This window comes from Paucibacter sp. TC2R-5 (assembly GCF_025717605.1).
Classification (GTDB): Bacteria; Pseudomonadota; Gammaproteobacteria; order Burkholderiales; family Burkholderiaceae_C; genus Paucibacter_A; species Paucibacter_A albus.
On the sequence record NZ_JAJIRQ010000001.1, the window covers coordinates 319,045 to 331,039 of the forward strand.

Consider the following 11,995-nt stretch of genomic DNA (forward strand, 5'->3'; position numbering starts at 1 on the left):
CCGATTTTCGCTTTTTCGCTTTTCCAATTTTCGCTCTGTCAATTTCCGCTTTCTGGAGTCCGTCCTGATGCCGTCCATTCATTCCACCAGCCCGACGCATTCATGCGCGCGAGCCTCAAACCAGGGCGGCGCGAGATCCACCTTGATTGCGCTGGCCGCCCTGGCGGTCGCCGCGATGCTGGCGGCTTGTACGAGCGTCTTGCCCAGGCAGGCCGAGCCTGGGGAGACCGGGGCAGCAAAGTCGGCATCGAAGCTTGACGCCAGCGCTTCGCCGCGCGAGCTGAGTATCTTTTCGATCAATGACTTTCACGGCCATATCCAGCCCAAGTCACCAACGCCCCTGATGCCGCGCTTGCCCGACGCGCAGACCGGCGAGCTTAAGCCCCAAGCGGCCGGTGGTATTGCTTACTTGGCGTCGGCGATGAGCAAGCTGCGCAGCGGCCGAGAACACTCGGTCTTCGTGGCCGCGGGCGACTTGATCGGCGCTTCGCCGCTTTATTCCGCTTTGCTCAAGGACGAGCCGAGTCTGGCTGCTTTAGGCGAGCTTGACTTGGTCGCCAGCGCTTTAGGCAATCATGAGCTGGACGCCGGCCTGATGGAGCTCAAGCGCAAGGCCAATGGCGAGTGCCCAGCGCTTGGCTGTGCTTGGCCTGAGTACAAAGGCCCCGGCTTCCCTTATCTGGCGGCCAATATGTTGGATGCGCAGACCGGCAAGCCAGTGCTGGGCACGCACATCATCAAGGAAGTAGCCGGCTTCAAGGTCGCTTTCGTGGGCGCGGTGACGCGCGACACGCCGATGGTGGTGATTCCGAAATCCATCGTCGGCCTGCGCTTTGCGGACGAGGCAGACACGCTCAACGCCTTGCTGCCCCAATTGCGGGCCGAGGGCGCACAGATTTTGGTCGCCGTGATGCATGAAGGTGCGAGTTTCAACGGCGCGGCCAATGACCCGAGCTATGAATGCCCGGGCCTGCAAGGGCGCGGTGTGGACATTGCCCGCCGGCTCGACCCGGCTTACGCCATCATCATCAGCGGCCACACCCATCAAGCCTATACCTGCAAGATCAATGGACGCTTGCTCGTGCAGGCTGGCAGTTATGGAGGCTGGGTGACGGAGAGTCGCCTGACCTTGGATGCCAGCGGCAAGGTACTGGACGCGCAGGCGGTGAATCACCCGGTCTTGCAGTCGGTCTACACGCCCAACCCGGCTTTTGTGGCCTTGGTGCAGCGGGCGGCCGCCTTGACGGCAGCCGTGCGCAACAAGCCGGTGGCCGATTTGAAGCAGGGCGCGCAGCGCAGCGTGCAAGCGCCTTTTGGGGATTCGACGCTGGGCAATTTGATTGCTGACTCCCAACTGACCTACGCCAAGAAGCGCGGGCCCGCCGATCTGGCCTTGATGAACACCGGCGGTATCCGAGCCGATCTGACTGTCGAGCCCGGCCGGCCGGCAACCATGAGCGATTTGTTCGCAATTCAACCTTTCGCGAACGAGTTGGTGGTGATGACAGTCAGCGGCGCGCAGTTGCGCGAGCTTTTGCAGCGGCAACTGCCCAAGGGTGACGGGCCGCCGCGCCTGCTGCAGGTGTCCAGCAGCTTGCGCTATCAATACCGCATCGGCGCCGATGGAGTTGCGCAGCTTGGCGCGGTCAGCCTGGGCGGGCTGCCGCTGGATGATCAGCGCAAGTACCGCCTGGTGGTGAATAACTTCATGGCCGAGGGCGGCGATGGGCAGAGCGTGCTGCGCCAAGGCACGGAGCGGGTCAGTGTGGGTGTCGATATTGACGCCATGATCGAGTTGCTGACGGAAAATCCCGACGCAGTCATGAACATCGCGCCAGGCCGCATCCGCCGCGAATAGGCGGCTGCTTATATGGCCGCTCGGGCCTTCAAGCCCTGAAACAAGCGTTACGCTAGCGGCTGTGCCGTGGGGCGTCATCGCAAGGGGTGGGATGTTGGAGAGCAAGCGGCTGCATGGCTTGTCCGGCGGCTTGGATCCAAGCCGGATGAAGGCCTTGATCATTGATGAGGGCGAGCTGTCGCGCTCGGTGCTCAGCAATATGCTGCGAGATATGGGTGTGCCGACCGTGCACTCCGCGCGCCGGCCGGAATCCGCACGCAGCATGATCAAGAATGCCTCGCCCGCCTACGACATCATCATCACCGACTTTCATTTCACGCCGCAAAGCTCGCATGATTTGACCGGCCAAGATTTGCTCGACGAGCTGCGCCAGGCGCGCGGCCTGCCGATGCAAACCGCCTTCATCATGGTGACCGACGAGGCGCGCTACCAGCATGTGGCCGATGCGGTCGAAGGCGCGCTCGATGACTATCTGCTCAAGCCCTTCAACGCACGGCAATTTGATGAACGTTTGCGGGTGATTCTTGAGCGCAAATATGCCTTGCGTGAGGTCTTCGCCGCCATCGATGCGGGCGAGTTTGGTCAGGCCGCCAGCCTGTGCGAGGCCATGTTCGCGGCCAGCGCGACCTACCGTGTCTATGCCGCGCGGATAGGGTCCGAGCTGTACCTGCGCCTGGGCCAAATCGACGCCGCAAAGCGCATGTTCGAGGCCTTGCTGGCGACCAAGGCCGTGCCCTGGGCGCGCTTGGGTCTGGCGAAAATCGAGCTTGCCAACGCGGACTCGGCGACCGCCTGCCGGACCCTGGAAACCCTGCTGGCCGACAACCCGGCCTATGTGGACGCCTACGATGTCTACGGCCGTGCCTTGCTGGAGGAAATGAAGTTCGAGGCCGCTGTCGATATGCTGGCCAAGGCGGTGCAGATCACGCCAGGCAATGTGGCGCGGCTGCAAAAACTGGGCTCATTGCAGCTTTTCCTCGGGGACAGCGAGAGTGCGGCTCGGCATTTGGGGGCGGCGCTGACCATTGGCTTGCATTCGCGTGCGCTTGATTTTCAAGGCGTGGTGGCGCTGGGCATCGCTTGCCTGGACATCGGTGATGAAGAGGGTTGCGCCCGCGCGCAGCAATGCCTGCAGGACGCCATCGCCCGCTATCCGACCTACAGCTTTCGCTTGCAAATGCTGTCCATGGCCTTGGAGACCGCGATGGATATGTTGTCGCGCCGCCAAGAGGCGAGTCTGGCCGGCTTGGGGCAGATGGCCGCACAACTCGATCAGACCGAGTTCAGCTTCGAGATGGCTTGCAATCTATTGCAACTCTTGGCCCGCTGCGCCCGTAATCAGCGCGTGCCGGGTGCGATGCGTTGGGCCGAGCTGGCGGCGCAGCGCTTTGCGATCTCCAAGCCAAGAACACGCTTGCTGGAAATGGCGACTGGGCAGCTGCCTTCGCTGGAAACGGTGGTGCGCAATGCGGCCGGCGCCATCAACGAAGCCGCCCGTGACGCCATGACGCACCTGGTCAGCAAGCAGCACCAACGTACCTTGGAGGCCTTGTTGGAATTGGCCGGACGCAGCTTGAATGCGCGCATCATCAAGCTGGCGCAGGCCACCTTGAGCCACCATGGCCGGCATCTGACGGATGAGGTCGCGCAGCGTATGAGCGAGAGCCTGGGCGATTTGCAGCAGCGCTATGTGGACGGCGGTCGTCGCATCGTTGAGCGAAGCGAATGAGGGCGCATCAGCAGATGCTGGCTCAGCTTCGATTCAAAGCCTGCTGAATCTCATCCCGCACATGTTCGGCCAGCAAGCGCCGGTCGGCATGTGCTGTGGCCATCGCCGGCAGCACCTCAACCTTGACGCCCAGGCCCTTGGCGGTCAACACGCTCCAAAGGCTTTGCAGCAGTGTGGTGTCACCAATGAAGCGGGCGGAAGAGCTGAAACGCTCGCTCGGCTCGAACCAGCGCAGCAGCAAAGGCTGAATCGGCGTTTCGGTTGAGATGGCTGCTTGCAGCAAATTGCCGTGGAATGGCAGGAGCTCGGGCCCTGCGCTGGTTGTGCCCTCGGGGAAGACCGCCACTGTGTCGCCAGTCTTGAGCGCCTCGGCCGTCTGGTGCACCACCCGCAGCGCGTCGCGCTTGCTGGCCCGCTCGATGAAGAGCGTGCCCACGCCCGCCACCAAGAGGCCCACAACCGGCCAATGCTTGACGTCGGCCTTGGAGACAAAACGCGCTTCTGGGATCACCGCATGTACAGCGGCAATGTCCAGCCAGGAAATGTGATTGGCGACCAGGAGCTTGGCGCCAGGTCTTGCGGCAAGACCTGATACCTCCAGGCTAACTCCAAAAATGCGCAGCATCTTGGCGGACCAGCGCTTGATATGCGCCTGCCGGGCCGCAGCATCCAAGCCGCCAAAGCGCAGCTTGATCAGCGCCAGGCCCCACAGCACATGCAGGCTGAAACGGAGCAGCCGGTAAACCGCTAACAGATGTCGCATCAGGCGCCGGCCGCCTCTTGACTTGCTTGCAGCGCATTTTCAAATGCGATATGCCCCGCCACCAAGGTGTATCGCACCTGTGCCGGCAACTCGAAGCCGCTGGTTTCAAACGCAAACGGTGAGTGTTTGCCTTGGCTGCTCAACTTCTCGGGCGTGACGGCCCAGCTGGCAGCCGGGTCGAACACGCAAACATCGGCCACACCGCCGGCCACCAAGCGGCCGGCGCTGGCACCCAGCGAGCCCAGCGCCGCACCCAAGACTTGCACCGGCTTGGCGGTCACGACCTCCAAGGCCCGCGCCACGCCCAAGCCCTCATCGGCAGCCCAGCGCAAGGCCAGGCTCAAGAGCAGCTCCAGGCCGGTGGCGCCGGGCGTCGCTTCGGCAAAGGGCACATTCTTTTCGTCGGCGGTGACTGGCATATGGTCGCTGACCAAGGCGTCCAGCGTCCCGTCGGCCAAGCCGGCGCGCAACGCGTCGCGGTCACGGCCTTGGCGCAGCGGCGGCGTCAAGCGCATGGCGGGGTTGAAGTAACCGATATCCACATCGGTCAGGTGCAGCGAGTTGATCGACACATCGGCCGTCAGCTTCAGGCCTTCGCGCTTGGCCGCGCGTACCAGCTCGACGCCGGCCGCGCTCGAAATCCGGCACAGGTGCACGCGCGCGCCGGTCGAGCGCATCAGCTCAAAAATCGTGTGCAGGGCGACGGTCTCGGCCATCACCGGCACGCCGCTCAGGCCAAGCCTTGTCGCCATCGCGCCACTGGCCGCGACGCCGCCGCCCAGGTACGCGTCTTGTGGGCGCAACCAGACCTGGTAGTCATAAGTGGCGGCATAGAGCAGGGCGCGGGCCAGCACCAGGGTGTCGCGCACAGGCACTTCGGCCTGCGAGAAGCCGATGCAGCCGGCCTCGGTCAGCTCGGCCATCTCGGTCAAGGCTTGCCCGCTCAAACCCTGGGTTAGTGCGCCGAGCGGAAACAGCCGGCAGCGGCTCAGCTTGCGGGCTCGGAACTTCAGCATCTCCACCAGGCCCGGCTCGTCCAGCACCGGCTCGGTGTCGGGCGGGCAGACCAGGCTGGTGACGCCACCTGCCGCGGCCGCAGCCAGCTCGCTGTCCAGCATGCCTTCGTGCTCATGGCCGGGCTCGCGCAGGCGTGCAGCCAAATCGACCAAGCCGGGTGCGACGATCAGGCCGCTCGCGTCGATGATGCGCTCGGCGGCGAAGTCGCTAGGCTCACCCAAGCTCACAATGCGGCCATTGGCGATCGCCAGATCGCCGATGCGGTCCAGGCCCGAGGCGGGGTCTATCAGGCGACCACCCTTGATCAAAATCTTCATGCTTCGTTTCCAGCGAGTATGGACATCACGGCCATGCGCACCGCGATGCCGAAGGTCACTTGCGGCAGGATCACGCTTTGTGCGCCGTCGGCCACCGTGGACGAGATTTCCACGCCGCGGTTGATTGGCCCCGGGTGCATCACGATTGCGTCGGGCTTGGCCAGCGCCAGCTTCTCCGGCGTCAGGCCGAAGTTCTTGAAGAACTCACCGGCGCTGGGCAGCATGCCGCCATTCATGCGTTCGTTTTGCAGGCGCAGCATGATGATCACATCGGCACCGCGCACGCCCTCGGCCATTTCATGGCAGACCCTGACGCCCATCTCCCTCAGGTCGCCGGGCACCAAAGTCTTGGGTCCAACCGCGCGAATCTCGGGCACGCCGAGGATGTTCAGCGCATGGATGTCCGAGCGGGCGACGCGCGAATGCACGATGTCGCCGACGATGGCCACCGTCAGATTGCGGAAGTCTTTTTTGAAATGCCGGATCGTGTACATGTCCAGCAGACCCTGCGTCGGGTGCGCGTGGCGGCCGTCACCGGCGTTGACCACATGCACATGCGGCGCGCAATGCTGGGCGATCAGGTAGGGCGCACCGCTCTCGCTGTGGCGCACCACAAACATATCGGCGTGCATGGCCGACAGATTGGCCACGGTGTCGAGCAAGGTCTCGCCCTTGGCCGTCGAGCTGCGTGCGATGTCCAGGTTCAAGACGTCGGCCGACAGCCGCTTGGCGGCGATCTCAAAAGTCGTGCGGGTGCGCGTGCTGTTCTCGAAGAACAGATTGAACACAGACTTGCCGCGCAGCAGTGGCACTTTTTTGACCTCGCGGTCATTGACCGACAAAAAGCTGCCGGCGGTGTCCAGAATCTGGTGGATATTGGCCTGCGGCAGGCCTTCGATGGAAAGCAGGTGGACCAGCTCGCCGTGCTTATTCAGTTGGGGGTTGCGCTTGGAGAGCATAGGTCAATCTCCTTTGAGGTCAAAGCTGAAGCGGCCATCGTCGTCTTTCGCCAGGCGCAGCCGTTGCTCGGCCGCGAGATGGATGCGGGCGGCGGAAAACGCAGGCTCGATCGGCAGCTCTCGCCCGCCGCGGTCCACCAGCACCGCCAGCGTCACGCTGGCCGGGCGGCCAAAGTCGAACAGCTCGTTGATCACCGCGCGGGTGGTGCGACCGGTGAACAGCACATCGTCAATCAGCACGATATGTCGGCCGCTGACGTCAAACGGCAGCTTGGTATGGTCGGCGCTGGCGGACATGCCGCGCGAGCCGAAGTCGTCGCGATGCAGCGAGCTGGAGATCACGCCGGCGCTGCCGGCCAGGCCCAGATCGGCCTGCAAGCGCTCGGCCAACCAGGCGCCGCCGGACCAGATGCCGACCAGCGCGCTGTCCTGGCGCATCAGTTTGCGCACGCCCTGCAGCAGATCTGCGTAGATCGCCTCGGCATCAAGTAGGAGTGTGCTCATGCAGTGCTTTCACGGAAAAATTGTTCAAGAATCAAGGCAGCGGCGGTGGAGTCGACATCGCGCACGCCGTAACTCTCGGCCTCGACGCTGGTGTAGCGCTCATCGACCTCAAACACCGGCAGCTTGAAGCGGCCCTTCAGCTGCCGGCCAAAGCGGCGCGCGCGCTGAGTGATCTCGTGCTCGGCACCGTCGGGGTGGAAGGGCACGCCTATCACCAGCGCATCGGGCTGCCATTCCTTGATCAGCTTGGCGATCGCCAAAAAGCGCGGCTCGCCCTCCAAGGCAATCGCTTTGAGCGGCTCGCCCCGGCCGGTAAAACGGCTGCCGTTGGCAACGCCGACGCGTTTGGTGCCGAAATCAAAGGCCAGCAGAGATTGTGCGGAGCTCGCCGTCGTGATCATGCGTGGCCGGCCTCTTGGCTCAGCATGCGGGGGTCGACGCCGAGCAAGCCCAAAGCGCGCTCGTAACGCAACTCAACTGGCGTGTCGAAAATAATCTCTTGCGTCGCTTCAACGGTCAGCCAGCCATTGCGGCCGATTTCTTCTTCCAGCTGACCCGCCGCCCAGCCGCTATAGCCCAGCGTGACAAAGACCCGTTTGGGGCCGGCTCCGTTGGACAGCGCCTCCAGCACATCGCGGCTGGTCGTCATCTCCAAGCCGCCGGGCACGATCATGGTGGCGTTGTAATGGTTGCCTGCCGCGTCCAGCGGCGCATGCAGCACGAAGCCGCGCTCGGGCTGCACCGGGCCACCGTAAAAAACCGGCCTGTCGGCCAGTGTGTCCTTGGGTGGGCTGAGGTCGACCTTCTCGAACAGATTGCCCAGCGTCATGGCCATGGGCCGGTTGATCACCAGGCCCAGGGCGCCGTTCTCGTTGTGCTCGCAGATGAAGATCACGGCACCTTTGAAGCCTTCATCAAGCATGCCGGGCATGGCGATCAAAAATTGATTGGTGAGGACGATCCGGGTTTGCGACATGCAGGCATTTTATTCGCCCGCCAGCGACCGGCGACACTAGGCGCATGGAAAAGACATTCAAACGCGCGCTGATCTGGTTCAGGCGCGATCTGCGCGCCAGCGATCAGGCCGCTTTGCACCACGCTTTGAAGTCGGCCGAGCAGGTGTTTTGCGTCTTTGTGTTCGACAGCGACATCCTCAGTGAGCTGCCCCGCAGCGATCGCCGGGTGGCGTTCATCTGGGCCGCGCTGGGCGCGCTGGATGCCGATCTGGGTGCGCTTAAGCCAGGCGCTGGCCTGATCGTGCGTCATGGCTCGGCCAAGGATGTGCTGCCTCAGCTGGCCGCCGAACTGCAGGTTCAGGCAGTCTTTTGCAATCATGACGATGAGCCGGCTGCGCTCGCCCGGGACGCGCTGGTGGGCGAGCGCCTCGCCAGCTTTGGCTGCCAATTCAAGAGCTTCAAGGATCACGTCGTCTTCGAGCGCAGCGAGGTGCTGACGGCGGTGGGCAAGCCGTATAGCGTGTTTACGCCCTACAAAAATGCGTGGCTGCGCAAGCTTGAACCTTTTTATCTGCGCGCCTATCCGGTGCTGCCTTATGCCGATGCTTTGGCCTCCAGCCCATTGAGGCGAGGTGTGCCGAGCTTGGCCGAGATTGGCTTTGAGGCCACCAATTTAAGCCCGCATCTGGGTGTGGGCAGCGCCGGGGCGCAAGAGCTGCTCGATGATTTTTTGCAGCGCATTGACCGCTATGACGACAGCCGCAACTTTCCTGCCGTCAAAGGGCCGAGTTACTTGAGCGTGCACCTGCGCTTTGGCACCGTGTCGATTCGGCAGCTGGCAAGCGAAGCCTGGCAGCGCATGCAGGCCGGACAGCACGGCGCCGAGGTGTGGCTGTCGGAGCTGATCTGGCGCGATTTTTATCACCAGATCATGCATCACCACCCGCATGCGATGCACAGCGCTTTCCGGCCGGCCTATGACGCGATCCGCTGGGAGACCGGCGCGGATGCGGACCGACTGTTTGGAGCCTGGTGTACCGGAGCGACTGGATATCCCTTGGTTGACGCGGCGATGCTGCAGCTCAATCAAACCGGCTATATGCACAATCGCTTGCGCATGGTCGGCGCTTGCTTCCTGATCAAGGATCTGGGGCTGGACTGGCGCCGGGGCGAGGCCTATTTTGCCGAGAAGTTGTTGGACTTCGACCTTGCCGCCAACAACGGCGGCTGGCAATGGGCGTCTTCCAGCGGCTGCGACGCGCAGCCCTATTTCCGCATTTTCAACCCGGTCACGCAGAGCGAGAAGTTTGATGCCGAGGGCAAGTTCATCAAACGCTACTTGCCGCAACTGGCCAAGCTACCGCCGAAGTTGATCCACGCACCTTGGGCCGCCAAGCCTTTGGCGGTCCAAGCTTGCGGTGTGAACTTGGGGCAAGACTACCCGCTGCCCATCGTCAATCATGATGAAGCGCGGCAGGCCACCTTGGCGCGCTACGCGGTGGTCAAGAGCGCGCAATGAGCGCACCCATTCACAAGTCGACCCAAAAGGCCATTCATGATGACTGATTTCAAGCATGTGCTGGCCGCGATGAGCATGGCGGCGGGCGCTGTTGAGGCTGCAGGCACTTCAGATGCCCAGGCGCTGCCAGAGGTGAACGTCGGCCGTATTGAGCGCTTGGCCAATTTCTCCTCGAAATGGGTGGACGCGCGCCATGTAGACGTCTGGCTGCCCGAAGGCTACTCTGCGGGCAAACGCTATCAGGTGCTGTACATGCACGACGGGCAGATGCTGTTCGATGCCAGCAAGAGCTGGAACCAGCAAGCCTGGGATGTGCACCTGAGCGTGGCTCGCCTGGTCGCAGCGGGGCGCATTCCGGATACTTTGATCGTCGGTATTTGGAACAACGGCAAGTACCGTCACAGCGAGTATTTCCCGCAGAAGTTTTTGCCGCTGATGCCACAGCCGCAGCGCGAGCGTTTGCTCCAGGCCGCGCTACAGAACAAGCCGCAGTCCGATGCCTATTTGCGCTTCATCGTTGAAGAGCTCAAGCCCGCGATTGATGCCCGGTACGCCACGCGACCTGAGGCTGCCAGCAGCTTTTTGATGGGCTCCAGCATGGGCGGGCAGATCTCGGTCTACGCCATGAACGAATACCCGCAAGTCTTCGGCGGCGCAGCCGGCTTGTCTACCCACTGGATCGGGCAACACAAGCCCAACGCTGCGATTCCTCTGGCGGGCTACAACTACCTGCGCGCCCATTTGGCCGCGCCCGAAACCCACCGGCTCTACCAAGATCACGGCACGACCGAGCTGGACGCGCTGTATGCGCCCTATCAGGTGATGGTGAACGATCTGGCGCGAGAACGCGGCTATGTGGACGGCGTCAATTTCGAAACACGCGTTTTTGACGGCAGCGGTCACAACGAGAAGGCTTGGGCCGAGAGGCTAGAAATTCCGCTGGAGTTCTTGTTGCGCAAGCCTTGAGCCGCAGCTTTGGAGCGTTTGAGCGCTAGAGGAATGAAGCTGATGGGAAGCCAATAAACGACTGTAACCCGCATGAATGCTGGTGCTGTGTCGATTCGACTTTGATTTGTTCCCCTGTTTGTTCCCCCACTTTTATCACGCCACCCCAGATTTCTGCCAGGATCATGGCGCGAGTGATGGTAGCGAAGAATTAGTAAGTGTTGCTCTGGTGCCTCGATCAATGCTTGCCGGATTGCCTGAGCGTCCGGCAATGGGCAACCTCTTGCCGTTCCTTGGCCTTCGCCTCGTCAACGGTCTGCCACTGCATATTGGCGGGCGCATCAGCACTGCCAGACCACAACGGGGGCCAATGCGTTTGCCGTGTCGGGCAGATCCCGTTCAATCGTGTGAATTGGTTCACGCCATTCGCTGATCTCCCCGCTCGCCCCCCCGACTCCGGGGATTCTGGCTTGAGAGTGCTATTGGTCAAATGCCTCCTGTTGCAGCAAGAGCCCCGGCCATGCAGTAGGTCAGACGCGAATCGTTCAGCACTAACATCATCAACTATTGATTGCAGTTATCGCGTTCGCGAACTGCAAGATTCGTTAAGGAACAACATGAAGAACCAACAATCACTGATCGGCGCGGCACTGATCCTTGCCGCGCTGGCAATAGGTGCAGGCAATGCAATGGCCGTTGGCGTGTCAGGGCAGGGCACCTGGCAGACGACTCTGCAAGGCCGGGACTTGGACGGGAATTTCGCCAATGGCCCGGAGGCCTTCTTCGACAAGGATCTCAACATCACTTGGCTCGCAGCAGGTTCCTTGAACACCATGAATTGGGCAGATGCCAAGGCGTGGGTTGGTCAGACTCGCTTCGATATCACCGGTTGGCGCTTGCCCACCACCGTGGACACGGGCGTGCCCGGTTGCGATTTTTCTTCCATTGGCGGCACCGACTGCGGCAACAAGCCTGACAGCAGTGTGGCCACCGGCAGTGAGATGGCGCATTTGTTCTATCAAACTCTTGGGAATAAAGGCCGCCCCGACGATCACAGGGGCCTGACCAATACGGGTGATTTCAAGAACTTGCAGCCTAACTTCTACTGGTCCGGTACGGAGTACGCGCCGAATTCGTTCTACGCGTGGTACTTCGATACCCACACCGGCGAACAGAACGTCGACGCCAAGTTCGAGACCTATTACGCTCTGGCTGTGCACGACGGAAAGATTGGTTCCGCCATGGCCGTCCCCGAACCCGAAACCTATGCACTGATGCTCGCCGGCCTCGCCGCTGTTGGCTTTGTGGCGCGTCGTCGCAAGAGCGCCTAATCCCTCCCCGCAACGCAAAGAACCCGCTTCCGCGGGTTTTGTCGTTTCTGGCCCATCCCGGCCTGACGCCTGTTAATGCGCTGTCTTTTCAGCGGAT

11 protein-coding genes are annotated in these 11,995 nt (G+C 62.3%); 5 read left to right on the top strand and 6 right to left on the bottom strand.

Annotation, left to right across the window (positions count from 1 at the left end; genetic code table 11):
- Positions 1 to 67: 67 nt before the first annotated feature.
- Entirely contained in the window at positions 68 to 1,858 is a 1,791-nt protein-coding gene (locus LNV08_RS01340) for a bifunctional metallophosphatase/5'-nucleotidase (RefSeq protein WP_263531855.1), read from the top strand.
- Positions 1,859 to 1,949: 91 nt separating this feature from the next.
- Positions 1,950 to 3,587 (top strand): response regulator, encoded by a 1,638-nt coding sequence (locus tag LNV08_RS01345; protein ID WP_263531856.1) that lies wholly within the window; start codon positions 1,950 to 1,952, stop codon positions 3,585 to 3,587.
- Between the two features lie 22 nt (positions 3,588 to 3,609).
- Here LNV08_RS01345 and LNV08_RS01350 read toward each other — a convergent pair whose 3' ends face one another.
- The 6 genes from LNV08_RS01350 to LNV08_RS01375 are packed head-to-tail and all read right to left on the bottom strand — an operon-like array spanning position 3,610 to position 8,123.
- Positions 3,610 to 4,350 (bottom strand): lysophospholipid acyltransferase family protein, encoded by a 741-nt coding sequence (locus LNV08_RS01350; protein ID WP_263531857.1) that lies wholly within the window; start codon positions 4,348 to 4,350, stop codon positions 3,610 to 3,612.
- On the bottom strand, positions 4,350 to 5,684 hold the full coding sequence (locus LNV08_RS01355; RefSeq protein ID WP_263531858.1) for a dihydroorotase: 1,335 nt from the start codon (positions 5,682 to 5,684) through the stop codon (positions 4,350 to 4,352). The genes LNV08_RS01350 and LNV08_RS01355 overlap by 1 nt, the downstream gene beginning before the upstream one ends.
- Entirely contained in the window at positions 5,681 to 6,643 is a 963-nt protein-coding gene (locus tag LNV08_RS01360) for an aspartate carbamoyltransferase catalytic subunit (protein WP_263531859.1), read from the bottom strand. Before LNV08_RS01360 ends, LNV08_RS01355 begins: the two co-directional genes overlap by 4 nt.
- A 3-nt stretch (positions 6,644 to 6,646) precedes the next feature.
- The gene (pyrR, locus tag LNV08_RS01365) at positions 6,647 to 7,147 is read right to left on the bottom strand and encodes a bifunctional pyr operon transcriptional regulator/uracil phosphoribosyltransferase PyrR (RefSeq protein ID WP_263531860.1); all 501 of its coding nucleotides are present in this window, start codon (positions 7,145 to 7,147) and stop codon (positions 6,647 to 6,649) included.
- Positions 7,144 to 7,548, bottom strand: a complete 405-nt coding sequence (gene ruvX / locus LNV08_RS01370) for a Holliday junction resolvase RuvX (RefSeq protein ID WP_263531861.1) — start codon at positions 7,546 to 7,548, stop codon at positions 7,144 to 7,146. Before ruvX ends, pyrR begins: the two co-directional genes overlap by 4 nt.
- Entirely contained in the window at positions 7,545 to 8,123 is a 579-nt protein-coding gene (locus LNV08_RS01375) for a YqgE/AlgH family protein (RefSeq protein ID WP_263531862.1), read from the bottom strand. Before LNV08_RS01375 ends, ruvX begins: the two co-directional genes overlap by 4 nt.
- Positions 8,124 to 8,167: 44 nt before the next feature.
- Here LNV08_RS01375 and LNV08_RS01380 point away from each other — a divergent pair, with 44 nt between their 5' ends.
- From LNV08_RS01380 to LNV08_RS01390, 3 genes are all read left to right on the top strand, one after another.
- Positions 8,168 to 9,622 carry a cryptochrome/photolyase family protein gene (locus LNV08_RS01380; RefSeq protein WP_263531863.1) on the top strand — a complete coding sequence of 485 codons (1,455 nt, stop codon included), beginning with the start codon at positions 8,168 to 8,170 and terminating at the stop codon, positions 9,620 to 9,622.
- Positions 9,623 to 9,658: 36 nt separating this feature from the next.
- Complete coding sequence (locus tag LNV08_RS01385; RefSeq protein WP_263531864.1) at positions 9,659 to 10,588, top strand: alpha/beta hydrolase; 930 nt, start codon at positions 9,659 to 9,661, stop codon at positions 10,586 to 10,588.
- A 596-nt stretch (positions 10,589 to 11,184) separates the two neighbouring features.
- Positions 11,185 to 11,898, top strand: coding sequence for a PEP-CTERM sorting domain-containing protein (locus LNV08_RS01390; protein ID WP_263531865.1), 714 nt, complete (start codon positions 11,185 to 11,187; stop codon positions 11,896 to 11,898).
- Positions 11,899 to 11,995 lie beyond the last annotated feature (97 nt).

Bases quoted from the DNA above. Each gene is read 5' to 3' on its own strand.
- LNV08_RS01340 (WP_263531855.1), top strand. From the start codon at position 68: ATGCCGTCCATTCATTCCACCAGCCCGACGCATTCATGCGCGCGAGCC.
- LNV08_RS01345 (WP_263531856.1), top strand. From the start codon at position 1,950: ATGTTGGAGAGCAAGCGGCTGCATGGCTTGTCCGGCGGCTTGGATCCA.
- LNV08_RS01350 (WP_263531857.1), bottom strand. From the start codon at position 4,350: ATGCGACATCTGTTAGCGGTTTACCGGCTGCTCCGTTTCAGCCTGCAT.
- LNV08_RS01355 (WP_263531858.1), bottom strand. From the start codon at position 5,684: ATGAAGATTTTGATCAAGGGTGGTCGCCTGATAGACCCCGCCTCGGGC.
- LNV08_RS01360 (WP_263531859.1), bottom strand. From the start codon at position 6,643: ATGCTCTCCAAGCGCAACCCCCAACTGAATAAGCACGGCGAGCTGGTC.
- pyrR (WP_263531860.1), bottom strand. From the start codon at position 7,147: ATGAGCACACTCCTACTTGATGCCGAGGCGATCTACGCAGATCTGCTG.
- ruvX (WP_263531861.1), bottom strand. From the start codon at position 7,548: ATGATCACGACGGCGAGCTCCGCACAATCTCTGCTGGCCTTTGATTTC.
- LNV08_RS01375 (WP_263531862.1), bottom strand. From the start codon at position 8,123: ATGTCGCAAACCCGGATCGTCCTCACCAATCAATTTTTGATCGCCATG.
- LNV08_RS01380 (WP_263531863.1), top strand. From the start codon at position 8,168: ATGGAAAAGACATTCAAACGCGCGCTGATCTGGTTCAGGCGCGATCTG.
- LNV08_RS01385 (WP_263531864.1), top strand. From the start codon at position 9,659: ATGATGACTGATTTCAAGCATGTGCTGGCCGCGATGAGCATGGCGGCG.
- LNV08_RS01390 (WP_263531865.1), top strand. From the start codon at position 11,185: ATGAAGAACCAACAATCACTGATCGGCGCGGCACTGATCCTTGCCGCG.